This is a genomic window from Dactylococcopsis salina PCC 8305, from assembly GCF_000317615.1.
Lineage (GTDB): Bacteria > Cyanobacteriota > Cyanobacteriia > Cyanobacteriales > Rubidibacteraceae > Halothece > Halothece salina.
In genome coordinates this window covers 197,019-222,659 of the sequence record NC_019780.1, presented here as the reverse complement: position 1 = coordinate 222,659, position 25,641 = coordinate 197,019, and the positions used below count along the sequence as shown (strand labels likewise).

Annotated in this window: 26 protein-coding genes; 16 read left to right on the top strand and 10 right to left on the bottom strand. The window is 41.3% G+C overall.

Annotated elements, in window-relative coordinates:
- The first annotated feature begins 160 nt into the window (after nt 1-160).
- The 13 genes from DACSA_RS01280 (at nt 161) to DACSA_RS01230 (ending at nt 9,947) form a co-directional block, all read left to right on the top strand.
- Nucleotides 161-1,258 (top strand): RRXRR domain-containing protein, encoded by a 1,098-nt coding sequence (locus DACSA_RS01280; RefSeq protein WP_015228041.1) that lies wholly within the window; start codon nt 161-163, stop codon nt 1,256-1,258.
- An 82-nt stretch (nt 1,259-1,340) separates the two neighbouring features.
- On the top strand, nt 1,341-2,897 hold the full coding sequence (locus tag DACSA_RS01275) for a SpoIID/LytB domain-containing protein (RefSeq protein ID WP_015228040.1): 1,557 nt from the start codon (nt 1,341-1,343) through the stop codon (nt 2,895-2,897).
- Between the two features lie 128 nt (nt 2,898-3,025).
- Entirely contained in the window at nt 3,026-3,877 is an 852-nt protein-coding gene (locus DACSA_RS01270; RefSeq protein WP_015228039.1) for a hypothetical protein, read from the top strand.
- A 240-nt stretch (nt 3,878-4,117) separates the two neighbouring features.
- The gene (locus tag DACSA_RS01265; RefSeq protein WP_041235252.1) at nt 4,118-4,375 is read left to right on the top strand and encodes a hypothetical protein; all 258 of its coding nucleotides are present in this window, start codon (nt 4,118-4,120) and stop codon (nt 4,373-4,375) included.
- Between the two features lie 313 nt (nt 4,376-4,688).
- On the top strand, nt 4,689-4,880 hold the full coding sequence (locus tag DACSA_RS01260) for a hypothetical protein (protein ID WP_041235251.1): 192 nt from the start codon (nt 4,689-4,691) through the stop codon (nt 4,878-4,880).
- A 37-nt stretch (nt 4,881-4,917) separates the two neighbouring features.
- On the top strand, nt 4,918-5,040 hold the full coding sequence (locus DACSA_RS22370) for a hypothetical protein (RefSeq protein WP_015228038.1): 123 nt from the start codon (nt 4,918-4,920) through the stop codon (nt 5,038-5,040).
- 114 nt (nt 5,041-5,154) lie between these two features.
- Complete coding sequence (locus DACSA_RS01255) at nt 5,155-6,276, top strand: RNA-guided endonuclease InsQ/TnpB family protein (protein WP_041235250.1); 1,122 nt, start codon at nt 5,155-5,157, stop codon at nt 6,274-6,276.
- A gap of 193 nt (nt 6,277-6,469) precedes the next feature.
- Nucleotides 6,470-7,054, top strand: coding sequence for a hypothetical protein (locus DACSA_RS01250; protein ID WP_041235249.1), 585 nt, complete (start codon nt 6,470-6,472; stop codon nt 7,052-7,054).
- A gap of 41 nt (nt 7,055-7,095) precedes the next feature.
- Nucleotides 7,096-7,236: a hypothetical protein gene (locus tag DACSA_RS21185; RefSeq protein ID WP_198007607.1), complete on the top strand. Its 141-nt coding sequence runs from the start codon at nt 7,096-7,098 to the stop codon at nt 7,234-7,236.
- Nucleotides 7,196-8,068, top strand: coding sequence for a hypothetical protein (locus DACSA_RS21180; protein WP_041235248.1), 873 nt, complete (start codon nt 7,196-7,198; stop codon nt 8,066-8,068). Before DACSA_RS21185 ends, DACSA_RS21180 begins: the two co-directional genes overlap by 41 nt.
- 385 nt (nt 8,069-8,453) lie before the next feature.
- A complete protein-coding gene (locus tag DACSA_RS01240; protein WP_015228036.1) occupies nt 8,454-8,813 on the top strand; it encodes a hypothetical protein in 360 nt (119 codons plus the stop codon).
- A 10-nt stretch (nt 8,814-8,823) separates the two neighbouring features.
- Complete coding sequence (locus DACSA_RS01235; RefSeq protein WP_041235247.1) at nt 8,824-9,231, top strand: hypothetical protein; 408 nt, start codon at nt 8,824-8,826, stop codon at nt 9,229-9,231.
- The gene (locus DACSA_RS01230) at nt 9,231-9,947 is read left to right on the top strand and encodes a hypothetical protein (RefSeq protein WP_041235246.1); all 717 of its coding nucleotides are present in this window, start codon (nt 9,231-9,233) and stop codon (nt 9,945-9,947) included. The genes DACSA_RS01235 and DACSA_RS01230 overlap by 1 nt, the downstream gene beginning before the upstream one ends.
- Nucleotides 9,948-10,272: 325 nt before the next feature.
- Here the strand turns inward: DACSA_RS01230 and DACSA_RS20100 are convergent, their stop codons facing one another.
- Nucleotides 10,273-10,422, bottom strand: a complete 150-nt coding sequence (locus tag DACSA_RS20100; protein WP_156800598.1) for a hypothetical protein — start codon at nt 10,420-10,422, stop codon at nt 10,273-10,275.
- 51 nt (nt 10,423-10,473) lie between these two features.
- Nucleotides 10,474-12,597: a calcium-binding protein gene (locus DACSA_RS18120; protein ID WP_015228035.1), complete on the bottom strand. Its 2,124-nt coding sequence runs from the start codon at nt 12,595-12,597 to the stop codon at nt 10,474-10,476.
- A gap of 145 nt (nt 12,598-12,742) precedes the next feature.
- Between DACSA_RS18120 and DACSA_RS01220 the strand changes: the two genes are divergently transcribed.
- A complete protein-coding gene (locus tag DACSA_RS01220) occupies nt 12,743-15,403 on the top strand; it encodes a DNA methyltransferase (protein WP_015228034.1) in 2,661 nt (886 codons plus the stop codon).
- Nucleotides 15,404-16,627: 1,224 nt separating this feature from the next.
- Here DACSA_RS01220 and lpxD read toward each other — a convergent pair.
- The 8 genes from lpxD to DACSA_RS01170 form a co-directional block, all read right to left on the bottom strand.
- Nucleotides 16,628-17,662 carry a UDP-3-O-(3-hydroxymyristoyl)glucosamine N-acyltransferase gene (lpxD, locus tag DACSA_RS01205; protein WP_015228032.1) on the bottom strand — a complete coding sequence of 345 codons (1,035 nt, stop codon included), beginning with the start codon at nt 17,660-17,662 and terminating at the stop codon, nt 16,628-16,630.
- A 51-nt stretch (nt 17,663-17,713) separates the two neighbouring features.
- Entirely contained in the window at nt 17,714-18,934 is a 1,221-nt protein-coding gene (locus DACSA_RS01200; protein WP_015228031.1) for a BaiN/RdsA family NAD(P)/FAD-dependent oxidoreductase, read from the bottom strand.
- On the bottom strand, nt 18,925-19,113 hold the full coding sequence (locus DACSA_RS20095) for a hypothetical protein (protein WP_041235244.1): 189 nt from the start codon (nt 19,111-19,113) through the stop codon (nt 18,925-18,927). The genes DACSA_RS01200 and DACSA_RS20095 overlap by 10 nt, the downstream gene beginning before the upstream one ends.
- On the bottom strand, nt 19,107-20,186 hold the full coding sequence (locus DACSA_RS01190) for an NAD(P)/FAD-dependent oxidoreductase (RefSeq protein ID WP_015228030.1): 1,080 nt from the start codon (nt 20,184-20,186) through the stop codon (nt 19,107-19,109). Before DACSA_RS01190 ends, DACSA_RS20095 begins: the two co-directional genes overlap by 7 nt.
- A complete protein-coding gene (gene psbQ / locus DACSA_RS01185; protein ID WP_015228029.1) occupies nt 20,183-20,647 on the bottom strand; it encodes a photosystem II protein PsbQ in 465 nt (154 codons plus the stop codon). Before psbQ ends, DACSA_RS01190 begins: the two co-directional genes overlap by 4 nt.
- A gap of 72 nt (nt 20,648-20,719) precedes the next feature.
- Complete coding sequence (locus DACSA_RS01180; protein ID WP_015228028.1) at nt 20,720-21,568, bottom strand: alpha/beta fold hydrolase; 849 nt, start codon at nt 21,566-21,568, stop codon at nt 20,720-20,722.
- 90 nt (nt 21,569-21,658) lie between these two features.
- Complete coding sequence (locus tag DACSA_RS01175) at nt 21,659-22,417, bottom strand: HAD-IA family hydrolase (RefSeq protein WP_015228027.1); 759 nt, start codon at nt 22,415-22,417, stop codon at nt 21,659-21,661.
- 10 nt (nt 22,418-22,427) lie between these two features.
- Complete coding sequence (locus DACSA_RS01170; protein ID WP_015228026.1) at nt 22,428-22,664, bottom strand: bacteriohemerythrin; 237 nt, start codon at nt 22,662-22,664, stop codon at nt 22,428-22,430.
- A gap of 83 nt (nt 22,665-22,747) precedes the next feature.
- Here DACSA_RS01170 and DACSA_RS01165 point away from each other — a divergent pair, with 83 nt between their 5' ends.
- Nucleotides 22,748-23,683, top strand: a complete 936-nt coding sequence (locus DACSA_RS01165; RefSeq protein WP_015228025.1) for a cation diffusion facilitator family transporter — start codon at nt 22,748-22,750, stop codon at nt 23,681-23,683.
- Between the two features lie 44 nt (nt 23,684-23,727).
- Nucleotides 23,728-25,419, top strand: a complete 1,692-nt coding sequence (locus tag DACSA_RS01160) for a putative bifunctional diguanylate cyclase/phosphodiesterase (RefSeq protein ID WP_015228024.1) — start codon at nt 23,728-23,730, stop codon at nt 25,417-25,419.
- Nucleotides 25,420-25,641 lie beyond the last annotated feature (222 nt).

Here is a 25,641-nt window from a genome sequence, read left to right as displayed (position 1 = left end):
CTAGTTTGTACCTCTCTAAAACCTGTTGGAAGGTTGCCTTAAGAAGGGACCGCCGACCCTGCCCGAATTCGATTCGGGCAGGAACGCGGTGGCGCATTCCGCGCATCTTAGTCAAGGTGGGCGAGGAGACTTAAAACTTTATCACGAAAGGGTTATACCAATGTATCGTGTTCCAGTTATCAGTAAAGACGGAAAACCATTAATGCCTACCAAATCCAGTCGCGCTCGACGTTGGCTCAACGAAGGAAAAGCGGTAGTTTACAAAAACGACTTACATTCCTTCGCAGTCCAGTTAACTATTGACTCTGGAAAAGAAACCCAACCCATAGCGGTGGGAATCGACCCAGGGAAGCATTACTCAGGAATTGGAGTTCAGTCTTCAAAAGCCACCCTATTCACGGCTCATCTAGAGTTGCCATTTCAACGGGTAAAAAACCGCATGGAAACCCGAGCCATGATGCGTCGTAGTAGAAGAGGAAGACGAATCAATCGTAAACTACCATTTGACCAACGCGCTCACCGACAGAAGCGGTTCAACAACCGTTGCGGTCACAAACTTCCTCCCAGCATTAAAGCGAATCGACAACTAGAATACCGAGTAGTCAAGGAGTTATCTCAACTTTTCCCCATTTCCTCAATCATCTACGAAATTGTTAAAGCCAGAGGAGATCAGGGTTTCTCTCCCGTTATGGTGGGTCAAAAGGTGATCACGGAACAGTGGCTACCAAGCATTGCCCCCGTCACCATTAAACACGGTTGGGAAACCGCAAAAAGAAGAGACACTCTTGGGCTAGAGAAAGACCGAAATAAGTCTAGTCAAACTCCTGCTACTCATGCCGTTGATGGAGTGGCTTTAGCTTCATATCAGTTCTTAAAATACAAATATCTAAAAGGAGACAAAGGATGGTTTGAAGGAAGTGTTGAGATCACTAATGCTCCTTTTTCAGTAATTAAAAGACCTCCAATTAGTCGCCGTCAACTTCACTTAATGCTTCCTGCTAAAGATGCAGTAAGACGAAAGTATGGAGGAACAGTAACTCGACATAATGTTCGCAAGGGGGATTATGTCGAAACTGAAAGGAAAGGAGTTAAGTTCAGAGGTTGGGTTTCTGGTGATACAAAAACTCAAGTATCGGTTTCCGATTTTGATTGGAAAAGACTGGGACAATTTTCAGCTAAGAACACTCAAGTTTTGAAGCGTTCAACAAACTTAATCGTAAACACACTGAATGGAGGACGTGCTTTCCTCTCCCACTAACCTTCGGTATAGAGGGAGTCTCCAGCACGAAGAATAGATGAATCAAAAACGCAAGTTCGGATTGTGGGTTGGGGTTTCGGTGATGGGATTGCTCAGTGTTTGTACTCAGTTAAGGGCGATCGCCAGTGATCCGTTCCCGATCGAAGTGGGAGTAATCCAACGGTTTGGTGAGGAATTAAAAGATGAAATGGTGATCACCAGTCCGAATGGTGATCCCCTAACCCTGACGTTTGAGGAAAACGGAGAAAGCCAAACCTTAAAAACCGATCGCCTGACGTTGGAAATTGAAACCGTCCCTCTGACCAAGCCAAAAGTGAGAGAAAAAATCGTTTTAAGTGATCACGCCACCTTTGAAACCGCCGAAACCAGTGCCAAAACTTGGGAAGCGTTGGGTTTAAAAGTAGAGGTGACACAACCTGGACGTTGGCAAGTTTGGGCGGATACTGAGGTGTATAATTCTCCTTTGTTACGGCGATTGTTGTTGGAAAGTTTGAGGGATGATGGTTATGAAACGCCCTATATCGAAACCGAAGTTTTAGAGGAGTTAGTGACCGCATCTTTTGTTGTGTCAGGGAAACGCTACACCCCAGAAAAATTAGAGATTCGTCATCCAGAAAAGCGCATTTATGTTAACGGTAGTGATGCGCCAAAACGACTTTATCCTGGCAGTTTGCGGTTACAGCCGAACTCTTATGGGAATTATACCCTAGTGAATCTCGTTCCCGTCGAGACTTATTTACGAGGGGTGGTGCCGCATGAAATCGGACCGAATGCTCCTTTAGAAGCGGTGAAAGCACAAGCGATTATTGCGCGAACCTATGCGCTGCGGAATCTTCATCGGTTTAAAGCAGATGATTATGAGATTTGCGCCAATACTCATTGTCAGGTGTATTGGGGATTAAGTGATACCAATCAGCGCACCGATCGCGCGATCAAAGCAACCGCAAAACAAGTGTTAACCTATGAGAATCAGTTAGTTGATGCGCTTTATTCTTCTACTACTGGGGGAGTTACAGCGTTTTTTAGTGACATTTGGGATGGTGGTCAACGTCCTTATTTACGATCGGTGGTGGATTCCACTTATGGGGTTTGGGATTTAGAAAAACGTCCCCTGAATCAAGAAAAGAATTTTCGCGCCTTTATCAATCAGCAACAAGGGTTTAATGAAACGGGAAGTCGGGCGTTTCGTTGGCGACGGGAAAGCAGTATTGAGAACTTGAGTGAGGATTTAAATCGGTATTTGAAACGCATTAATCATCCAGACGCAGAGACAGTGACAACCATTGAAGAAATGAGAGTAACCGCTCGATCGCGTTCTGGACGGATTTTAGAAATGGAAGTGGAAACCGAGAAAGGAATCATTACCTTAGAAAAAACAGAAGTCCGTAGTGCATTCGGTCCGCCGCGTAGTACCCTGTTTTATATTGATCCCGTGCTAAAAAGTAACGGTGAATTACAAGGTTATCGGTTTATTGGTGGTGGTTTCGGACATGGAGTCGGTTTAAGTCAAATTGGAGCGCATCATCTCGCCAAACAAGGGTGGTCAGCGCAAGAAATTCTCTCCTTCTATTATCCAGAAACCGAAATTATTCCCCTTGATGAACCCAACCTACAACTACAACTGACTAATGACCATTAAAAAAGTTTTTTCTTCGTGAGTACACACTTGGGATTACTCATTCGTTTCTTATATAGCGCATTCTGAAATTGTCTGTGTTGACGACAAAGATACTATGAACACAAAATTGATCAACAGGAGATTGGGATATGAACTCACAAAAGATAATTCTCTATGTCTCATTAGCTGTTTCTGGGGTGATTATGGCGGTTTTAGGATTTCAGAATCCTTTAACGCTTTTAGGAGTCATTGCGGGAGGAGGTGCTGGTTTTAGCGGAATGATGGTTTATTATCGTCGCTTAGATCAGGAGAATGCTCGACTTCAACAACAGTTAAATGCTTATCAAGAATATGGTCAAGTTGAGCAACAACTTCCTCGCTTACAGAATAGTTATAGTGACCTTGTAACGCAAAATCAACAGTTAGAAGAACAACATCAACAAACAACAGATAATTTAGCTCAAATCAATGAACAAATTGCTGGAAAAAGAGAACGGTTAAGGCAACTTAATCAAAGTTTAGAAGACAGCGAACAACGTCGAGAAACGCAACAACAAACTCTCAATAATTTAGAAGAACGTATTGCTTCCCTTAATCAAGATTATCCCAATTTATCGGATCAGGAAGCCTTACAAAGAGAGATTCAGGAACTTCGTTCTAATCGTAGTGGCTTACAAGGGGAAATTCAATCTTTACAGCAACACACTGAACAAAAACAAGAAAGACTCCAACAACTCGAAACACAACTAGAAACTCAACAAAATGAGTTCAATCAACAGCAACAGCAACAAGTAGAATTAGCAGGTGATATCCGTCAAAAACAATCTCAACAACAATCTTTAACCGAGGAAATTGAACAGTTACAGCAACAGAAAGAAGAGTTAAATCAAATAACAACTGATTTAGAGTTTCTCCGAGTCAATTATGATCGTTTGGATGCGGAAAGACAAGAACATGAAAATCGAATTGAGGAACTACGTCCAGAGATTGAACGATTATAAGCAGAAAAAAATCGCATCTTACAAGAAATTCAAAATAATCAGCCTGATGATCAGGAAATACAAGAATATCGAAGAATAGTAAATGATTTAATTTGGCAAATTCGTGAAAGAGAATCACGGGTAAGAGAGTTAGATAAGGAAATTAGTAAATTAGAAACAATAATAAACTCTCGGAATGAAAAAGTTACTCGTTTCGGGTTTTATAACTATGTCGAACAGAAATATAAACCTACTGATTTGATGCGTGGGTTATATCAGTTTAATCACCAAGAAACCTTACAAGACAGATTGGTAATTGTGTTGTTAGACGAGATGAACTTAGCACGGGTAGAATATTATTTTAGTGAGTTTCTCTCCAAGTTAGAAACCCGTCGATCTCAAGATACTTATTTAGATATTGATGTGGGAAGTATTCCCCTTCCTGATGAAGAAAGACGGGTAAAAATTCCTGAACAATTTTTGCTTGTGGGAACAATGAATGAAGATGAAACTACATAGACTTTATTTGATAAAGTATTAGATCGATCGAACGTTTTAACCTTTGGAAAACCCTCTCAGTTACAACTGAAAGGAAACAGTAATAGTCATCAAACTCCCGTTGAGTATTTAAGTTATTTCGCCAGAATTTAAAAGCGCGATCGCGCGATCCTTACCACTCATTCCACCACTCTAGAAATCCGTTTTCCTTACCTAAAACCAACAGATGTTTTCCCTCCAGACAATCAGTTAATTTCTGGTTTACTGTTGTCGTATCCTTCATCTTAACTGTCGTCAGTATCGAGAGACGGGAAAGACTCAGTATCAAGAAGAAGTGGGAAAGATTCAGCGATCGATTGACTGGTTTTATCAGTTACCCGAAGTGAAAACCATCCAGACACAACAATATCATTTCACCAAACCTAACTATGTTTTACAACAAAATCCCATCTACCGCCGTTTCTATCAAGGATATCTCGACTATATCGAAAAGCGATATCTCACCCTCTCACCGAAGACGGGTTAACCAACATCAAACAAACTCTCGCTGGAGTCATTGAACAATGGATCAACAACAATTTTGGGAAAAACTCATCGCAACCTCTGATCAAGAGTGGGAAAGAGAGAGACTGATTCAACTCCAAACCTCTCCCACCTCACCGATAAAGTTAATTTTAGCAAAATAAGCGAGAATCCTACGACTACACCCGAAGGGTTAGTCGCTAGATGAATCGCTTTTTTATATTGACAATGATTGATAAATAAGCTAAACTATAAATAATTTTGTTTAATTAATGGTTATGCGGAAAGCAATTAAAGTCCGACTCTATCCTAATTCTAGCCAACAACAGTTACTAGCTCAATCTTTTGGGAACTGTCGTTGGTTGTGGAATTTTGGTTTGAACTTAATGAACCAGACATATAAAGAAACTGGCAAAGGGCTTTCCAGTTATGACATTAAGAAGCAAATCCCAGACTTAAAGAAAGAACGAGAATGGTTAAAACTTACTTATTCTCAATGTCTTCAACAAGTCTGTATAAACTTGAATACAGCTTTTACTAACTTTTTTCAAGGAAGAGCTAGATATCCCAAGTTTAAGTCGAAACATGGAAAACAATCTATTCAATATCCTCAAAATGTAGAGGTGAAAGAAGATTGCTTAAAGTTTCCTAAACTAGGAGAAATTAAGGCAGTCTTACATCGATCTATCAAAGGTTCGGTTAAGACTGTGACTATTAGCAAAAATACTTGTGGAGAGTATTATGCTTCTATTTTGGTTGAAGACGGAAAAGAAAAGCCAAAACCTTCTTCAGAGGGAAAAGCAGTTGGAATTGACTTAGGGTTAAATCATTATGCTATCACTAGCAATGGTGATAAATTTAATAATCCTCGTTGGATGGATAAGCATGAGAAAAACCTTAAGATTAAACAACAGCAATTATCTCGGAAGCAAAAAGGTTCTAATAACAGAAATAAAGCTCGTCATCAAGTAGCTAGAGTTCATAAAAAGGTTTCTAACAGCAGGGAAGATTTTCTACACAAACTAAGTCGTAGCTTAGTTGACGAAAACCAAGTCATTTGTGTAGAGAATCTAGCAGTTAAAAACATGATGAAGAACCATAATCTGGCTAAAGCCATTAGTCAAGTTGGTTGGGGACAGTTCTGTACTATGCTGAAGTACAAAGCTGAACAAGACGGTAAAACCTATGTTGAGGTTGACCGCTTTTTCCCTAGTTCAAAGACTTGCAACGTCTGCTTAAATCAAGTTGATAGTCTGCCACTAGATGTTCGCAGTTGGAAATGCTCAAACTGTGGAACAGAGCATGACAGAGATATCAACGCTGCTAAAAACATCAGAGACGAAGGATTACGAATTATTGCCTGTGGGACACGGGATGACAGCTTGGTTCGCCAAGGCTGAAAAAGCCTATCGCCAGATGTAAGACTTGGAAATAATCCCTTTGGAGTTTATTGAAGAGCATTCTTTTGGGTAGGAAGCCCCTTCTACATTGCCTTAGCAATTAGAAGAGGGTAGTTCACATCAACTGCGAATACCACAGAAACTAGAAACATGGTTACCCAGAATAGAAACCACCTCTCCTTCTAGAGAAACCTTGAGTCAACAACTGGAAACCGAGTTTCCCCATCTGACAGAAACCAGAAGAGACTTACTCGCAAAGACACTTCTGATACATACTGGGTTATTGAGGAAACAACTGAAACTGTTCCAACTGTATCAAAACTTATCCGATGAAGGAAGAGAGAGACTGGAAAGAAATAAGCCTATTTTAAGCGCGATCAAAAACTGTTTACAACCCCAACAGCAATGGTTACAAGAAACACGCTTTGACTTAATCATTGTAGAAGACTCTCACCATCTCCACTGGAAAGACTTAATCTTGATTGCGGGAATGGGAGATAAACTGGTGTTACTCGGTGAAGAAATCCCACAGCGTCAAACAGGAAGACAACGGAAAAAAGTTTCTTTTCATCGCTATCCTTATAGCTTCCACTGGTTATCCCATCATCTTCTTCCCTGTTACACCCACATCCTTTCCGAACAATATCGTCTTCATCCCCAACTCGCAACCCCCATTTATAATCTCATCAGTAACAGTAACAGATGGATACAGAATAACTTTCTGAAACCACTCGTAATGAAATACAAACCAACATCAAAGACATCTATCCCCAAGTGAGAGTCAAAGACATTACCCACTGGGTAGGAAAAGAAAGTCTGATGATTATTTTATGTTGCGACATCTCACCCGATACCCTTTCCCCAGAAAAGATCAACATTGCGTTAACCAGAGGGAAAACCCATCTGATGATCTTGGGAGATGTTTCGCAATGGAAGAAGACAAACACCCTTCGCGGTTAAACATCACTGTCGTCACCTCCAACAAGTCTATACTCATTTCGGTTTAGACTTCCTTCCCCAAACCACTGTCAAAGAATTGTTGGCTTTAGAAACATCTCTGTTTAATCTTTCTCCTTCTTCCTCTTCCTTATCTTCTCCCTGTTGGTATCGCTATCAATTTCAAATTCAAGAAACCGATGTCATCCTAGATTTATCTCCAGATGATCCGCAGCTTCCCAGTTGGAAACCCCAACAGAGGAAACAAGAAGGATATTATCAGATAACGCTAGAGGATAACGAAACGGTTGATCTTCCTCCTAACATTATCCAAGATTTGAGAAGAAGCGCGATCGCGCAATGGGAAAAATTATCTCCCTCTCAACAACTCGCATCTCTATTAACCTCACTCCAAACAGGGAAACCTTGTTTAGAAACCGAAACCAATCATCTCCAACTCTGGTTAAACTTTGAGGAAGTCTCTTCTCTAGTAAAAGCATCTATCAAGATCATCCAAAACCAACAAGATATCTATTCAGTCGCAACACCTATCCGAGAATTAGTCTTACAATATCTTCCTCCTTCCTCTCGTGATATTCCCAAGACTCTCTCCCCTCAACCCAGAGAAGATGTCAGACAAACCGACTTTCTCATCGGAAGACGGAAACATCGTCACGAGATCAAAAAGCTGATCTCCAAAGCGGATCAATTTCTCCTCATCTCCAGTTACATCATTGAAGACGAAAACATCACTAACCTCATTTGTGAGAAAGCGAAACAACTTCCTCAAGGAGTCTGGATACTCACCGACTTGAGAGAAGAAGTCATCGACTCCATAGACACCCAAACCGAATAAGTCAACTCCAAAAACAAAATGATTCTATCACCCTCTACACTCGTCGGTTTTCTCCCTCTCCCCAACTCGCAGGATTACTCCGTTATTCTCAACCCAACATTTTTGTCAATGAAGTCTGGAGAGACAAAATCAGAAATTTTCCTCAACACACCATCCCTCATTTACACGCAAAAGTCACTCTCATTGGAAACCGTGTCGCTTATCTCGGTGGAGTTAACTTTACCTTCTCTAGTGAGAGTAACTCTTTTGTTGATCTAATGTATAAGACAACCTCTCTCGCTGAAATTAATTCTATCCGTCAGCAACTTCGTAGAAAGTAGTAGGTTGGGTGGAGAGAAACGAAACCCAACATTATTCTTATTCATTGATAACTAATAACTGAATTATGACACGCCTATTTAAATTAGAATCTTATCCCAACTGCTGCCAAGATGCACATTTATTTGAAAAATCGATCGAACATTTATCTCCAGACGAAAACTCTCTCCCCTTAAACTACAAACGCTTTCTCGCAAACCATCAACATTATCCTTACCTCCCTCAACCCTTGTTTGTGGATGAGTTACCCAACTCGTTAACCTTTAACTCTCATTCTCCCTCTCCTCAACATCTCGGAGAAGAAGTCACAGACGGAGAAGATAAACAACTGTTTATTATTCCCGACACCATCGACTTAATGACGCTAAGTAGTAGGTTGGGTGGAGAGAAACGAAACCCAACATTATTCTTATTCATTGATAACTAATAACTGAATTATGACACGCCTATTTAAATTAGAATCTTATCCCAACTGCTGCCAAGATGCACATTTATTTGAAAAATCGATCGAACATTTATCTCCAGACGAAAACTCTCTCCCCTTAAACTACAAACGCTTTCTCGCAAACCATCAACATTATCCTTACCTCCCTCAACCCTTGTTTGTGGATGAGTTACCCAACTCGTTAACCTTTAACTCTCATTCTCCCTCTCCTCAACATCTCGGAGAAGAAGTCACAGACGGAGAAGATAAACAACTGTTTATTATTCCCGACACCATCGACTTAATGACGCTAAGTAGTAGAGGAATCTTTGGTTTCAACGAAAGCTATCTCTATCGAAGCGCCTATCTTTACTGGAATTATGTTTCTCAACTCCCACAACTAGGGGAAATCAACGCTTAGTGTTAATTGATTTAGATAGTTTCCATCCCCAAAAACTGCTACCGTTACGTTTAGAGTCGCATTCCAACAGTAGTTATCCCATCCCGATTTTAGATCAGCAATCTGATGTCTCATTTGTCTCATCAGAAATTTCCGAGGAAGTTAAATCGAGTTACGACAGAATCATTGAATCGCTGAGTTACTATTTCTTAGACACTCATTTTCCACAACTGGTAGGGAATCAACGCGCCAGAAAATCGATCGAAAACTATCTAAAAAAACAAGTATTCCTCCAACAACTCTCTCGCGTCAATTCTTCCCCGCGTCAAATTCTTCTGGAAGTTAACACAGGGGAAAATTTAATCTATAAAACTATTACCGTTTCTCCCGAAGAAATCAGAAGGATAGTTACAGAAACCGTTAACCTGTCTGCGTTAGAAACATTAAGCAATCATCATCGAGATTATATCTTTGTTATTGTCAGTCACTGGAATAACTTTCTGTCTCAGGAAAACTCAAACCTAGTTTATATTAATCCCGACGAGTCGCAGTTTGGTGAAATTTTAGCAGAAAAAGCAATAAACGAGTTTCCCTTATTTGGAATTGCTTTAGATCGAATCCAATATCAAGTGAGAATTAACAATCAAGAAACATGGATTCAACTGACTAATTCTGAAATCAATATTTCCGATGAAGGAAACCCTCAAACATTACAAGGAATCATTCCAGAAACGTAGCAAAAGGAATTTTTAATTTCTCAAACACAACCCAATCATCTTCCCATCCAAGTCAACGGAAAAGATTATTTCATCGACGGGAAACCGCAAGATTATGTCATTGAAGTCAAAAATCCGCAAGGAGAAGAAAATATAAAAATTACCTTTGATTTTCAAATTACGCCAGGAAAAACGCCGAAATTAAATGTTAACTGTCTTGATTCAATTTATAAAATTACATCTTATCTAGATCAACGATTAAGACATACAATTTATTATTACTATCTTCCTTCTGAAAAAATCATAGATCATAGAGAAGACAAATCAACCAGTCAAATTAATTACCTTAAAACAGATAGTCGCTTTCAGTAATTTTACAAGAAAACCAGTAATATATCAAGCCAAAGCAGTGATCAGTAACCAGTGACCAGTGACCAGTGAACAAATAACAAATAACGAATAACGAATATTGTTGTTGGGTTGCGTTTCCCTTCACCCAACCTACTTTTTATAAGGGCGATCGAGCTTTCATCAAAATATCTGCGACTTATACAAATTCAAAGTCATTGGCGCTGAGATCATCGGTTTGAATCCCAAATAAAATTGCAATTTCTGTGTCGAAACTAATCACTGTATTTCCTTCTGTTTCCCTAAAGGTGAGATCGTTAAAGGTTAAGTCTGGGAAACCCTCGAAACCGATAATATCTTCTCCTGATGTAAAGTCTGTAATAGAATTAGAAGCATCTGGAACGTTGTTAGTTGCGATCGAAAACTGATCTGATCCTTCTCCTCCTGTCAGGATATTACCCCCACCAGCGCCGACAAATAATCGATCGTTCCCTTCTCCCCCGTAAAGTCGATTATTGCTTCCGGTGACGCTTAAGCGGTCATTTCCAGTATTCCCAAAAACCCGATCGTTGCTACCGCCAAACAGTTCATCGTCTCCACTCCCCCCATAAATCCGATGAGATGCGATCGCGTCTGTAGAACCCTCAACCTGATCCAAACCCGCGCCAGCAAAGATTATCTTACCATCACTGCTGAGACTATCAGCAGCCGTTGACCCAAACACCAACTCCTCTCTATTTTGCCGTTCTAAAGCCCCTAAATCCAGCTTTCCGTTAACGATGCGATCGAATCCCTCTCCCCTTTCATCAAACGGAATTGTCTCGGTAATATCCCCATCACCATCAAGATCAAAGCGATCCGTTGGCAGAAGACTGTTATCCCCCCCATCGATCGCGCGACTCCCCAGAGACGGTAACTGAGACTGATCTAACATCGGATCAGCTACCTGAATATTCGGAGTGACTTCTCCGCCATCCTCTGGAAACTGAAGATTATTGACTCCAGAAAGATCAGGAACAGCTTGTTGTTGGATATTCCAGTCATTGATGCCATTATCCGCGCGATTACGGTCAAAAATGGAGTTATTGACGGTAATTTCCGCATTGCCACCGATCGCCCCTCCTACCCACATCGCAAAATTTTCTCTGAACGTAGAATTAGTAATCGTTGCTGTGACATTTCCCCCCAACTGTAACGCCCCACCCACGCCACCTGTAAAACTTTCTGTTGGTGCGATCGTTGTGCCATTATCGGCAAAAATGCTATTAATAATAGTCGTGGGAGCATTACGAGTGCGACTGGCGCCACCGCGATCGACCGCTCGGTTGCCGATAAATTCGCTATTAAGGACAACAAACCCCTGATTGACTTCATTACTCTGTAGCTCGATCGCGCCACTGTTTCCCATTTCCCCACCGGGCAACCCCACCGCCACATTGTCTCGAAATGTGCTGTTAATCACTTCTAGGCGATCGCTGCCACCTGTAAACACATAAACCGCCCCTCCCGCCGATCGTCCCTGATTCCCTTCAAATTGGCTATTGCGGAGGCGAATTGTCCCCCCACTCTCATCATTCCTCGCACTGGCGCGATCGGCAAAAATCGCCCCTCCGTAGCCTCTCAAGGTCGATCGCGGTTCTCCTGCTGCTACGGTTGCCGCCAGAACATCGTTATCCAGAAAACGGCTGTTATCAATCTCCACGCGACCATTGAGGTTATTAATTGCCGCGCCATTAATGCCACGATTGCCAATAAAATCCGTATTGCTTACCGTTAGTTGTCCTGGGCCAAAAAACGCGATCGCCCCAGCGCCCCGTTCATCATTACCTGCGATCGCCTCATTGTCAAGAAACTGACTAGCAATGACGGTTAACTCCCCTTCAAAAGCGCTAGAAATTGCCCCACCGCCATCATCAGCTTGATTGTCGCGAAAAATCACATTTTCAACGGTTAATTTCCCCTGATGTTCAGTTTGAATCGCCCCACCGCGAGAGACAGTATCAGTAGGAGTCGCCAAGCCATCTTCTAAAGTTAAATCAGTAATAGTCAGCGTTTTCGGATCAACCGAGGTCGATTCTAACAAGAAAATCCGACTGGTATTTTGTCCACTGATTGTCAGCGAATCTTTGCCCAATCCTTCAATGATTAAATCATCTTCGATAACGAATTGACCACTGGTTAAAGCAATAGTTTCTCCTCTGAGATTAGAATCAAAATTGATGACATCTTCACCGAGATTCAGATTTGCTTGTGTAATCGCATTTCGTAATGATCCCTCGCCGCTATCGTTGGTGTTGGTGACGGTAAATGTGGGTTGGTTCACTGGTAGAATCCTTATAAACAGGTAGGTTGGGTGGAGTCAGCGCGAAACCCAACACTAATTCTAAACAGGTAGGTTGGGTAGAGACGTTCCATGGAACGTCTCCAAGCGAAACCCAACACTAATTCTAAGCTATAACCGATCAATTATGTCAGCAACCTTGGAAACTGTTCAAACTTTTATTAATTTTTGTTCCCAATATATTGAAGGAAAAGAAAAACAAGACGCACAAACTTTTTTAGATCGATTCTTTCGCGTTTTTGGCTATAAAGGGGCGTTAGAAGCTGGCGCAAAATATGAACAAGCAATTAGAAAAGGAAGCAAACAGGGAAAAACAGGGTTTGCTGATTTAGTCTGGAAACCTCGCGTTTTAATTGAAATGAAAAAACGGGGAGAAGATTTAGGAAAACACTATTCTCAAGCCTTTGAATACTGGCTGAGACTGATTCCCGATCGCCCTCGATATGTCGTTTTATGTAACTTTGATGAATTTTGGATTTATGATTTTAATCAACAGTTAGATGAACCCGTCGATCGCGTTTTCTTAACTCAATTGTGGGAGAGAATCACCGCTTTTGGGTTTATGGAAGTCGCCGCACAAACGCCTGTTTTTCGGAATAACCAAGTTGAGATTACTGAAACCGCAGCGCGACGGATGGGGGAACTTTTTAAAATTCTTTATCAACGAGGAGATAAAGAAGGTTTCGACAGACTTTCTGCACAAAGATTTATTTTACAATGTGTGTTAGCAATGTTCGCAGAAGATCGCGGTTTACTCCCTCGTGATCAATTTATTTCTTGTGTTCAAGACTGTCTAAACGGCGAGAGTTCTTATGATCTCATTGGCGGCTTATTTCGAGAAATGAATCAACCTAGAATTACACCAGCAGGGCGTTATCAAGGAGTAGATTATTTTAACGGCGGTTTATTCAAAACTATCCATCCCATTGAATTAACCAAACCAGAATTAAACTATTTAGATGTCGCCGCGCGTCAAGATTGGAATAAAATTCGCCCTGCTATTTTTGGGAACATTTTTGAAGGAACAGCAGATGAAAATGAACGCCACAGTTACGGGATTCACTACACCTCAGAAGCGGATATTATGAAAATTGTTCGCCCAACAATTAGCCGTTATTGGGAAGAAAAAATCGACGCAGCCAACACGATTAAAGACTTGACGAAACTACAATTAGAATTACAAAGTTATCGCATTCTTGATCCAGCGTGTGGTTCAGGAAATTTCCTTTATATTGCCTATCAGGAATTAAAACGCATTGAAAAAACATTATTAGAAAAAATCGATCGAAAGCGACGCAAACCAACCCAACAAACGGAAATGGGATTAGTTACGCCAAAACAATTTTATGGGATAGATAGTAATCCTTTTGCGGTGGAATTAGCCCGTGTAACGTTAATGATTGCGCGAAAAGTTGCCATTGATAAGTTTAATTCTTCTGAACCTTCTCTCCCGTTAGATACTTTAGATCAAAACATTGTTTGTCAGGATGCGCTATTTTGTAACTGGACAAAAGCAGATGCAATTATTGGTAATCCTCCGTTTTTAGGAGGGAAACAGTTACGCATGACATTAGGAGATAACTACGCAGAAAAAGTGTTTCAGCAGTTCCCAGAGGTGAGAGATTCTGTAGATTTTTGTTGTTATTGGTTTCGGTTAGCCCATGATTATTTAGAGGAAAAAGGAAGAGTGGGGTTAGTGGGAACAAACTCCATTAGTCAGGGAAAAAGCCGCCAAGCCAGTTTAGATTATATTACTCAAAATCAAGGCTTTATTTATGAAGCGGTATCGACTCAACCTTGGTCGGGAACAGCTAAGGTTCATGTTAGTATTGTTAACTGGAGTCGGGAAAAACCCAGTCAATTTATTTTAGATGATGAACGGGTAAACAGAATTAGTTCTTCTCTCAAAGCCAGCATTAATGTTTCTGATGCGATACGACTGGAGAAGAATAAAGGAATGAGTTTTCAGGGGATTATTCCTGTGGGTAAAGGCTTTTATATTACGAAAGAAAAAGCAGAGGAATGGATTAAAGAAAATCCTAAAAACAAAGCAGTGATTAAATTATCTTGTTCGGCTGGAGATTTGACAGATAAACCTAATGGTTATCCTAGTCGTTGGATTATTGATTTTAATGATATGAGTTTAGAGGAAGCGAGTAATTACGCTTTACCGTTTAAACATATTAAAGCAACGGTTAAACCTGAAAGAGAGAAGAATAGAGATGCAAAAGCAAGAGAATATTGGTGGAGATTTTTACGTGCGCGACCTAAAATGCGGAAACAAATTGCTGATCTATCTTGCTATTTTGCTGTTCCTTCTCACTCAAAATGGTTTATATTTCTTCCCATAAATCAGCAATGGATTCCTAATAATTCAACAACAATTGTCGCATCAGATGACTTTTATGTTTTAGGAATATTAACTTCTAATGTTCATCGCCAATGGGTAAAAGCACAAAGTTCCACCTTAAAAGGAGATACTCGCTACACTCCTAAAACTTGTTTTGAAACGTTTCCCTTTCCTGAAAACCCATCAACAGAAATAATGGAAAACATCCGTCAAACCACAATCAAACTACATGAATATCGCAGCGAACAAATGGAACAAAAACAATGGGGAATCACAAAGTTGTATAACCAATTTTTCCACGAACCCAGCAGCCAACTTTATCAACTCCATGAACAACTGAATAAACAAGTGATGGAAGCGTATCAGTTTAATCCTAAAAAGGACATTTTAGAACAAATTTTAGCCCTAAACTTAAAACAATCTCAACCCGATAATTGAGGTTATATAGCAATCCCAGATGATTTGTAAATGTTTTTTGCCCCCAAACCCCCAATACTGGGGGCTTCCATCAATCAAATTTTTCCGATTTCATTTAGAATTGCTATATCAGGTAACTGCTAACTGATTGTTGTTGGGTTTCGCTTCCCTTCACCCAACCTACTTGGTATCTGACGCAGTTGGAAGTCCCCAAAATTGGGGGATTTAGGGGGCAAAATCGCAGTTGGAAGTCCCCCAAAATTGGGGGATTTAGGGGGCAAAATCGCAGTTGGAAGTCCCCCAAAATTGGGGGATTTAGGGGGCAAAATCGCAGTTGGAAGTCCCCCAAAATTGGGGGATTTAGGGGGCAAAATCGCAGTTGGAAGTCCCCCAAAATTGGGGGATTTAGGGGGCAAAATCGCAGTTGGAAGTCCCCCAAAATTGGGGGATTTAGGGGGCAAAATCGCAGTTGGAAGTCCCCCAAAATTGGGGGATTTACGGGGCAAAATCGCAGTTGGAAGTCCCCCAAAATTGGGGGATTTACGGGGCAAAATCGCAGTTGGAAGTCCCCCAAAATTGGGGGATTTAGGGGGCAAAATCGCAGTTGGAAGTCCCCCAAAATTGGGGGATTTAGGGGGCAAAATCGCAGTTGGAAGTCCCCCAAAATTGGGGGATTTACGGGGCAAAATCGCAGTTGGAAGTCCCCCAAAATTGGGGGATTTACGGGGCAAAATCGCAGTTGGAAGTCCCCCAAAATTGGGGGATTTAGGGGGCAAAATCGCAGTTGGAAGTCCCCCAAAATTAGGGGATTTAGGGGGCAAAATTACAGTTGGAAGTCCCCCAAAATTAGGGGATTTAGGGGGCAAAATCGCAGTTGGAAGTCCCCCAAAATTAGGGGATTTAGGGGGCAAAATTACAGTTGGAAGTCCCCCAAAATTGGGGGATTTAGGGGGCAAAATTACAGTTGGAAGTCCCCCAAAATTGGGGGATTTAGGGGGCAAAATCGCAGTTGGAAGTCCCCAAAATTGGGGGATTTAGGGGGCAAAATTACAGTTGGAAGTCCCCCAAAATTGGGGGATTTAGGGGGCAAAATCGCAGTTGGAAGTCCCCCAAAATTGGGGGATTTAGGGGGCAAAATCGCAGTTGGAAGTCCCCCAAAATTGGGGGATTTAGGGGGCAAAATTACAGTTGGAAGTCCCCCAAAATTGGGGGATTTAGGGGGCAAAATCGCAGTTTTATTTAAAGTTAGTTCTTACTACCTTTTACCAACTTTTGAAACATTCGATACATCTCAGGGAGTCGTTTATAAATGGCACTCGATCGCAAATAAATATGATTAGGAACAGCAGGTGAACCCGAAACAATTTCCCCAGCTTTAACGTCGCGAGTAATTCCAGAGTGACCCGTTGCTCTTGCGCCATCACCGATCGTAATCTGATTCGCGATCGCGCTTTGTCCCCCCAATAAAACATTATTCCCCACTTTCACCCCACCCGCAAGCACCACTTGCGCGGCAAACGCACAATTTTCCCCGACGCGACAACCATGTCCAATGTGAACTGCGTTATCAAACTTGGTGTTTCGTCCAATGCGAGTTTCTCCCACCGCCGGGCGATCGATGTTACTGTTGCTTCCCACCTCTACCCCTTCTTCTAACACCACACAACCCGATTGTTGCATTTTTAACCAACCTTGTGAGGTGGGAACAAAGCCAAACCCTTCTCCCCCAATTACAGCGCCACTGTGAATAATACAATCTTTTCCGATTTGAGTTCGTTCGTGGATAGTGGCGTTGGCGTGTAAGATCGCTCGATCGTCGATCGTCACATCAGGATAAATCACAACATTGGGATAAATACAAACCCCACTGCTAATTTTGACACGGGGATAAACCACCACATTCGCACCGATATAAACATTTTCCTGAATCTCTGCTGAGGGATCAATCACCGCGCTGGGATGAACATCGGGAGTAGGATGAAACGGACGATAAAATAGGTCGATCGCGTGAGCAAACAATAAACGGGGAACTTCCGCCGCTACCCAGGGAATCCCTTGATCATCCGCTTGTGCTTGTAAGGTCTCATCTTGAGGCAGGATTAGCGCACTCGCTGGCGTGATATTAATATAATGGGCAAACTTTCTCCCTTCAATATAGGAAATGGTTTGCATTGTCGCCTCTTCGATCGGACTCACCCCTTTAATTTCTGGGTTTTTCCCTTCTTTCGCCGTGACACTGATTTTTTGACTTAAATGAGCAACAACTTCACTAAATCTCATTGTTTTCCTATTAATTATTAGCGTCCAATTCGTCATTAGTTTACTAATCAATCATTGCTCAATTATACCGTTTCCAGCCAACCAGCCAGTTGTCCAAGCATTCTGGAAATTAAAACCGCCAGTAATGCCATCAATATCTAATATTTCCCCTGCAAAATAAAGCCCTGCGACTAATTTACTTTCCATTGTTTTGAAATTAACCTCCTTTAAATCCACACCCCCGCAAGTAACAAACTCTTCCTTAAAAACACCTTTTCCCTGAATCTGATAGTTTCCCATTATTAACTCATTCGCCAAAGTAATTATCTGTTTTTTAGACACTTCAGCCCAGCGTTGTGTCGCAGAAATTCCTGAAGCAAGAGCCAATTTTTCCCAAAGACGACGAGGAATCGAAACAGGAGAAAAACTCACCACCTGACGACGTGGAGTTTGCTCTTTTTGAGCCATTAATTGCTGTTTAATGGTTTCTAAATTTTCTGAGGGAAGCCAATTCACCCATAAACCCAATTGATAATTATGATCGTGTAAAACTCTCGCACCGTAAGCAGATAACTTGAGAACCGCCGGACCACTTAATCCCCAATGAGTAATCAGTAATTGTCCATTTTGTAGATATTTTTCTTTGCCTTTAATGTCTAATTTTACCTCGACATTTTCCACACTAATTCCTGCTAAATCTTGCAAGCGTTCATCAGTAATATTAAACGTAAATAAAGACGGAATTGGCGGAATAATATTGTGACCAAATTGAGATAACCACTGATAGGGGAGACGCTGACTTCCTGTTGCTAAAATCGCTCGATCGGCGCTTAAGTAATCTCCTCCTTTCAACTCGACAATAAATCGATCGTCCTCATAACTCAACCACTGTACTTTTGCACCCGTTTTAATTTTAACCCCTTGCGCGATCGCCTCCTTCACCAAACAATTAATAATTGTCTCCGAGTCATCCGTTACAGGAAACATTCGCCCATCAGATTCCGTTTTTAACTTCACACCGCGCTGTTCAAACCACTCGATCGTATCTTGAGGTTGAAAGCGAGTAAACGCCCCTCGTAATGCTTTTCCACCGCGAGGATAGGCTTTCACCAGTAAAGTCGGATCAAAACAATGATGAGTAACATTACATCTTCCTCCCCCAGAAACGCGAACTTTTGCTAAAGTGTGTTTCCCCGCTTCTAAGAGGATCACTTCTGTTTCTGGAGAGAGATTAGCGCAAGTAATGGCAGCAAAAAAACCCGCCGCGCCACCACCGATTACAATTACACGCATAATAAGTTATTGATGATTAATTTTTGCCTTTTGCCTCTTGCCTTTTGCCTCTTGCCTTTTGCCTCTTGCCTTTTGCCTCTTGCCTCTTGCCTTTTGCCTCTTGCCTCTTGCCTCTTGCCTTTTGCCTCTTGCCTCTTGCCTTTTGCCTTACTAAACCAACCAATGGACTTTTTCAGCAAGCACTAATTAACTGTTTAACCTGGGCTGCTGTTGCTGGCGCAAGTAAAACCCCATTACGATAATGTCCAGTGGCAAGGATAACATTATCGTATCCTTTCAAATATTCAATCACAGGAGCGCCTTGTCCTTCTGGACGAGGACGTTTTCCCGACCAAGTTTCCAAAATTTCGGCATCAGCTAAGGGAGGATAAAAACGCCGCGCCTTTTCCCACACTGTATCGAGAGGAGTCTCTACAGGTTGATCTGGAAATTCTACAGTTGCGCCAACCCAATACTCCTGATTTCCTAACGGGATTACATGGACATCATCGCCTGTAATCACTCGTTGTAACTGAGTTTCGCTTAAATTTGTGTTTAGACGCACCCGCATGGCTTGCCCCAAAACAGGACGCAAGGTTAATGGCTGTTGCAGTTGACGAGTGAGCGGAAATGACCCCAAACCAGCAGCGACAATTAAATAATCTGTTTCCCAGTCTCCCTCATTACTGTGGACAGTGTGACACTGTTGATAGTTCTCATTACTGGTGACAGAAACCTCTGTGGCTTCTACTCCCCTTTGGATGTTAACACCGTTCTGTTCCGAGGCTTTAATTAAGGTTTGGGTTAAGGCTTGGGGGTTGACTTGAAAATCTTGGGGAGAATAGACAGCCCCCACCAGATCACTGATATTAAGCGCGGGAAGAGCCGTTTTTAGTTGCGCGGTGTCCCAAAGTTCTAATTCCCATCCTTGGGAATGACGCACTGTCGCCAGTTGCTGCCAGGTTTCCATTTCGGCTTCGGAAAAACAAAGATTGATTAACCCTTGTACTTGCGGAATTGTTTCCCCCGTTTGTTCGCTGATGGCGGCGATGAGGTGAGGATAGCGCCTCAGACTCGCTTCTCGTAACCGCCAAGCACGTCCTTTAGTCTTCTGGCTGATAATTCCCATTAAAATCCCTAAAGCAGCCCCTGTCGAGGCTTCATTAGGGGTCGATCGATCGAGCAGAGTGATTTCAAAGCGACGATCGAGACTCAACTCGTAGGCGATGGTTGCGCCAACAATCCCACCGCCGATGATTAAAACCCGCTTCATGTCGTTTCTGTTGCTTGTGATTCTGGTAATAAGTTTAAATACTGATCAAAATCTTTGAGGGCGCGATCGTAGTTTTCCAATGCACGGGAAGCGGCTTCTGCTTCAATGGAAGCATCCACTCTTTCGATATCCTGAAATAACTCTCTGGCATACTTCCGCGCTGGTTTTTGGTCTCTGGGAAGTAAGTTACGAGTGACATAACCCATTTCCTGACGTAACCCTCCCAATGGACCATGAATCAAACTAAACGCATCTGACCATTGTTTTTGCTTAATGTAAGATTCTAATTTTGTGAGTCGTTTTCGTGCCTCAATAACGGGAGTAGCGGCGCGTTCAATCTGTTGAATTTGCTCACTGCTATAGGTTGGGGGAGGAGTGTTACTATCACCACCGCCACAACTCACCAACACAGTCGCCACTAAAGCCAGTAGCAAAGATAAAATAGAGCGTTTGTTAAACATATCGGTTAATTTGCAATCAATGATTTCGTTTCAACATCAGGATACCAAGTTGTGGGTTGATTCTTGATCTTTCTAAACAATTTGTTGGCGAAGGAACGTCAGCATAATCGGACTGATTTCCTCAGACCAATGTTCTTGAGGGTAATGTTTCGCCTCTTCTAGCTTGACGAAACGGATGTTTTTCTTCTCTTTCGCAATTGCTTCGGGAACAGTTGCGGATAACCAAGGATCATCCATTCCCCATAAGATTTGTGTCGGTTGCTCCCAATTTTTCCAACCTGCTTCAATTTCTTGCATCGCTTTCGGGAGATTCAAGTTTTTGATGGTCGCAACAAGAGAGCGTCCAGCTTGAGAATTTTTTAGAAATGGCTGTCGATAAACCCCTAAGTTTTCTTCAGAGATTACATATCCACTTCCTTTTTCGAGGGTTCGATCGACCAGTAAGGGGTCTTGGGTCAACATTTCTCCCATCAAGGGAAAACTCCATTGACGCATCAGCCAGGGTAAACGCGCCGCAGAAGACAACGGAGTATTAAGAATTACTAAGCGTTCAATTTGTTCAGGGTGACGAAACGCATATTGTAATCCAATAGAACCAATAAACCCTTGAACCACTAAGTGAAAACGAGAAAGATTTAAATCTTGAAACAGCGTTTCTAAAGCACTAATAAAAGCATCTGGCTGATAAGAAAACTCTCGCGGTGACGGTTTCCCCGAATAGCCTTCTCCCAACCAGTCTGGCGCATAAACCGTAAATCCCGCATCCGTAATATCTTCTAGGAGTCCACGCCAACAGTAACTATGAGCAAGCAATCCATGTAATAATACTACTGGTGTTTCTTGATTCTCGTTTCGCAGTTGACCATAGCGGTAAAACCATTGTTGTCCTTTACTTTCGATCGTTTTTGTTTCAATTTTCATCGTTAATTATGTTATCTGTTTTACAATTCAGAAGAGGCAAGAGGCGATCGCGCTCTTTACTAGACTTGTCCATCTACTGAAATTGTTTTTTTAATGTTGCAATAATTGCTTTGCTAAATTTAAATCAAAGTAGCTTTGATGAACCGAAAAAGCAGCGTTATAGATGGTGAAAGCTCGATCGTCGGGTTCTCCTAAATGATCTAAAACTAAGACAGCATCAGAAAAGTCCTGATCAAGAGTATAATGATTAACGGTAATCACGGTTTTAATTTTAGCCATAGTCGCTGCTTTTAAGCCTTGTTGAGAGTCTTCAAAAGCTAAAGCAGCTTGAGGAGATAACGCCATTTTATCCAAAACATATTGATAAATATCAGGAGCGGGTTTTTTCTGAGGAACAATATCACCAGCAGCGATGATTTCAAAATAACTTTGATACGCTTCACCGAGATTAGTTGCTAAGAGTAAGTTAACACTTTCTAAAGAACTGGTGGTTGCGATCGCCAGACGCATTCCAGTTTGATACGCTTCCTTTAAAAATCGTTTCACCCCCGGACGTAAACCGATTTCCCCATTGTGTAAAATGTAATGGTAATGGTGTCTTTTAGCGGCGTGTAATTGTTTCACTAACTGTTCCTGATTGGCGATCGATTCCGAGTTAGAAACATAATGAGTCAAGAAATGATGAAGTCGCTCTTTTCCGCCACTAATAGATAACAGTTTTCCATACAAAGATTCTGACCAATACCAGTTTAAACCCGCATCAGCAAAAGCACGGTTAAAAGCGACTCGATGACCATAACGTTCAGTTTCCGCTAACGTTCCATCCACATCAAAAATAAAAGCACTCATCTTTTTGGGTTTAATAAACAGGCTGGAAAGAAGGATAACCATGTTCCAACATGAGGTCTTCTTCTAAAGTGAAGTGAGCAATGGTATCTTTAAGTAAAGCGTTGAGTAGTTGTTTAAGCAATGTCGGGTCTGCCGATTTGAGCATCGCTTCTTGTAACTGGTTGACTAAAGCAAACATCTGTTGATGTTGTTGATCAATGACAGGAAAGCCAGTTTCGTAATCTTCAGACCAATGGGCAATTTGCATGATTTAGATAAACTTTAACCAAGGATTGAACTCCAACGTTATATCCTACCGAAATTGCCCTGCTTTGAAAACAGAAGAAATCCATGAATGCCACTGATAACCGTCCTCAAGTCCGCCGTGTTCTTTTGCTCACCCTGATTTTAAATCTGCTAGTGATGGGATTAAAGTTCATTGTGGGCTTTTTAACGGGTTCGTTAAGTATCCAAGCTGATGCACTCCATAGTTTTACCGATAGTGCTAATAATGTTTTAGGTTTAGTGAGTAATCAGTTTGCGTCTCCGCAACCCGATCGAGAACACCCTTACGGACATCAAAAATTTGAAGCATTAGGGGCGTTAGGAATTGCCGTTTTTTTAGGAATTACCTGCTTAGAAATTATCCAACGCACGATCGAGCGTTTATTTCAAGGAACAAACGCCATTAACTTAACTCACTGGGAATTATGGATATTAATTTTAGTTTTAGGAATCAACATTTTTGTTGCTTTTTATGAACGTCACATTGGCAGAAAACTAAATAGTTCAATTTTAATCGCTGACTCTTACCACACGATGGGAGACATTTGGATTACTCTCGTCGTGATTATAGGATTATTAGGAATGTGGCTTGGCGAATCTTGGGAGATTCCCCAACTACAATGGCTCGATGTTATTTTAGCTCTTCCTGTAGCGATTTTAGTCTTAAAAAGTGGTTGGGAAGTGGTGCGAGAAAATTTACCTTGGTTAGTAGATGAAATTGCGATCCCCCCAGAAGTAATTAATCGCATTGCATTACAGATTCCTGGTGTCATTAATTGCCATGATATAGCCTCACGGGGAGTTGTGGGACAACAAGTTTTTATTGAATTACACATGATAGTTGCAACTGATGATGTAGAAATTGCCCATGATATAACAGAAGCAGTGGAACAAAAATTAGAGGAATACTTCAGCCCAGTTAGGGTTTTAATTCATATTGAACCGCCAGACTATCAATCGCCTAAAATTAGCTTTTCTGATGATTCTGAAGAAGCTAATTAATCAGATTTAATCTCGCTTATTGATGTTGAAAAGGAAGAATAACCATGAAGAAAATATTAATTATGGATGATGATTTTTCCGTTCGAGAAAGTTTACAGGAATTGTTGAGGGGGGAAGGTTTTCAGATTTTATGGGCGATCGATGGCGCGACAGGGATTAAAACCGCTCAAAATAGTGAACCCGATTTGATTCTCTGTGATTTATTAAAGTCTGACTTGGATGGTTATCAGGTGCTTTCAAGGATTCGTGAAAGTTTAGCGACACAAACCATTCCTTTTATTTTTCTCAGCACGGAATCAGAATTATTAAATTTTCGGAAAGCCATGACGTTAGGTGCTGATGATTATCTAACTAAACCTTTTCGTCGTGAGGATTTATTAGCAGCGATTAAAAGTCAATTCCAAAAAAAGGCAGCTTTTGAACAAAAGTATCAAACTCAGAATTTTGAAGCAATTAATTATGATCAATTAACAGGTTTACCGAACCGCTTACTAATTCGACAACAGTTTGAGAATTTGCAAAATGCTGATTTTTTAGCGATTTTATGTGTGAGTCTCGATCGATTTCAGGAGTTAAAAGATTATTTTGGTTATGAGGTGGGAGAAAGTTTATTAAAACAAGCGGTTACTCGCTTTAAAAGCGTCATTTCAAGTCAAGATACACTAGCTTACTTAAGTACCAACGAGTTTTTAATTATTCTCACTGAAGCCTCGAATACTGAGGAAACAATCACCGTTACTGAAAAAGTTTTAAGCGTTTTTCAGCCGTCTTTTTCAGTGGAAGAACAGGAATTTTCGACGACTCTAAGCATTGGAATTAGTTTTTATCCTGAACATAGTCGAGAAATTGATCTCCTCTTAAAACAATCCCATAAAGGGAAAAAGTCTGCGGAAAAAAAAGGAGGAAACTGTTATCACATTTATCAACCGAGCTTAAATAAATGCCATAGTGATTACACCATTACCCTAGAAACTGATTTACGTTATGCTCTCGAAAAACAAGAACTGGTTTTATATTACCAACCAAGAGTTAGTTTAGTTTCTGGGGAAATCGTAGGAATGGAGGCGCTTTTGCGTTGGTTTCATCCCCAACTCGGAACAATTTCCCCTAAGCAATTTATTCCAATTGCCGAAGAAACTGGGTTAATTATTCCGATTAGTGATTGGGTTTCTGAGATGGCTTGTCAGCAAGGAAAAACTTGGCAGAATTGGCTAAAAAGACCCTTAAAAATGGCAATTAATTTTTCCGCACAAGGGTTTCAACTTTCTGATTTTTGCGAACGCATTGAAGCAATTTGTCAGCGTACCCAATTTCCTTTTAGTTGTTTAGAGTTAGAGTTAACTGAAAGCACATTAGTTAAAGATTTTTTGCAAGCAAGAGAAAAACTTCAACAATTACAAACGTTGGGAATTGACGTGGCGATCGATGATTTTGGAACAGGATATTCCTCCTTAAATTATCTCCAACAATTTTCTTTTCAAATTCTCAAACTCGATCGAACTTTTGTTCGCAATTCAGGAAGAGACACCACTAACCGCGCCATAGTCAGTTCCCTGATTCAACTCGCCCACAATCTCCAGTTAAGCGTTGTTGCTGAAGGAGTAGAACGTCAATGCGAATTAAATTTTCTCCGAGAACAAAACTGCGAAGAAATACAAGGATATCTTTTCAGCCCTCCCCTTTCAGCGCGAGAAATGGAGGATTTACTCCGAGAAAAGCGTCGTTTACCAAGTTAAAATAAAGATAAAAAGTAGGTTGGGTGGAGGGAAACGAAACCCAACACCAATCAGTAGATAAAAAGTAGGTTGGGTGGAGGGAAACGAAACCCAACACCAATCAGTAGATAAAAAGTAGGTTGGGTAGAGACGTTCCTGTTACTGAGCGGCTCGAGTGAGCCTCGCCGAACTCTTGTCGAAGTATGGAACGTCTCCACGCGAAACCCAACAACAATTATAAGC

Coding starts and splice junctions, on each gene's coding strand:
- DACSA_RS01280 (WP_015228041.1), top strand. CDS start 161: ATGTATCGTGTTCCAGTTATCAGTAAAGACGGAAAACCATTAATGCCT.
- DACSA_RS01275 (WP_015228040.1), top strand. CDS start 1,341: ATGGGATTGCTCAGTGTTTGTACTCAGTTAAGGGCGATCGCCAGTGAT.
- DACSA_RS01270 (WP_015228039.1), top strand. CDS start 3,026: ATGAACTCACAAAAGATAATTCTCTATGTCTCATTAGCTGTTTCTGGG.
- DACSA_RS01265 (WP_041235252.1), top strand. CDS start 4,118: ATGCGTGGGTTATATCAGTTTAATCACCAAGAAACCTTACAAGACAGA.
- DACSA_RS22370 (WP_015228038.1), top strand. CDS start 4,918: ATGGATCAACAACAATTTTGGGAAAAACTCATCGCAACCTCTGATCAA.
- DACSA_RS01255 (WP_041235250.1), top strand. CDS start 5,155: ATGCGGAAAGCAATTAAAGTCCGACTCTATCCTAATTCTAGCCAACAA.
- DACSA_RS21185 (WP_198007607.1), top strand. CDS start 7,096: ATGATTATTTTATGTTGCGACATCTCACCCGATACCCTTTCCCCAGAA.
- DACSA_RS21180 (WP_041235248.1), top strand. CDS start 7,196: ATGTTTCGCAATGGAAGAAGACAAACACCCTTCGCGGTTAAACATCAC.
- DACSA_RS01240 (WP_015228036.1), top strand. CDS start 8,454: ATGACACGCCTATTTAAATTAGAATCTTATCCCAACTGCTGCCAAGAT.
- DACSA_RS01235 (WP_041235247.1), top strand. CDS start 8,824: ATGACACGCCTATTTAAATTAGAATCTTATCCCAACTGCTGCCAAGAT.
- DACSA_RS01220 (WP_015228034.1), top strand. CDS start 12,743: ATGTCAGCAACCTTGGAAACTGTTCAAACTTTTATTAATTTTTGTTCC.
- lpxD (WP_015228032.1), bottom strand. CDS start 17,662: ATGAGATTTAGTGAAGTTGTTGCTCATTTAAGTCAAAAAATCAGTGTC.
- DACSA_RS01200 (WP_015228031.1), bottom strand. CDS start 18,934: ATGCGTGTAATTGTAATCGGTGGTGGCGCGGCGGGTTTTTTTGCTGCC.
- DACSA_RS01190 (WP_015228030.1), bottom strand. CDS start 20,186: ATGAAGCGGGTTTTAATCATCGGCGGTGGGATTGTTGGCGCAACCATC.
- psbQ (WP_015228029.1), bottom strand. CDS start 20,647: ATGTTTAACAAACGCTCTATTTTATCTTTGCTACTGGCTTTAGTGGCG.
- DACSA_RS01180 (WP_015228028.1), bottom strand. CDS start 21,568: ATGAAAATTGAAACAAAAACGATCGAAAGTAAAGGACAACAATGGTTT.
- DACSA_RS01175 (WP_015228027.1), bottom strand. CDS start 22,417: ATGAGTGCTTTTATTTTTGATGTGGATGGAACGTTAGCGGAAACTGAA.
- DACSA_RS01170 (WP_015228026.1), bottom strand. CDS start 22,664: ATGCAAATTGCCCATTGGTCTGAAGATTACGAAACTGGCTTTCCTGTC.
- DACSA_RS01165 (WP_015228025.1), top strand. CDS start 22,748: ATGAATGCCACTGATAACCGTCCTCAAGTCCGCCGTGTTCTTTTGCTC.
- DACSA_RS01160 (WP_015228024.1), top strand. CDS start 23,728: ATGAAGAAAATATTAATTATGGATGATGATTTTTCCGTTCGAGAAAGT.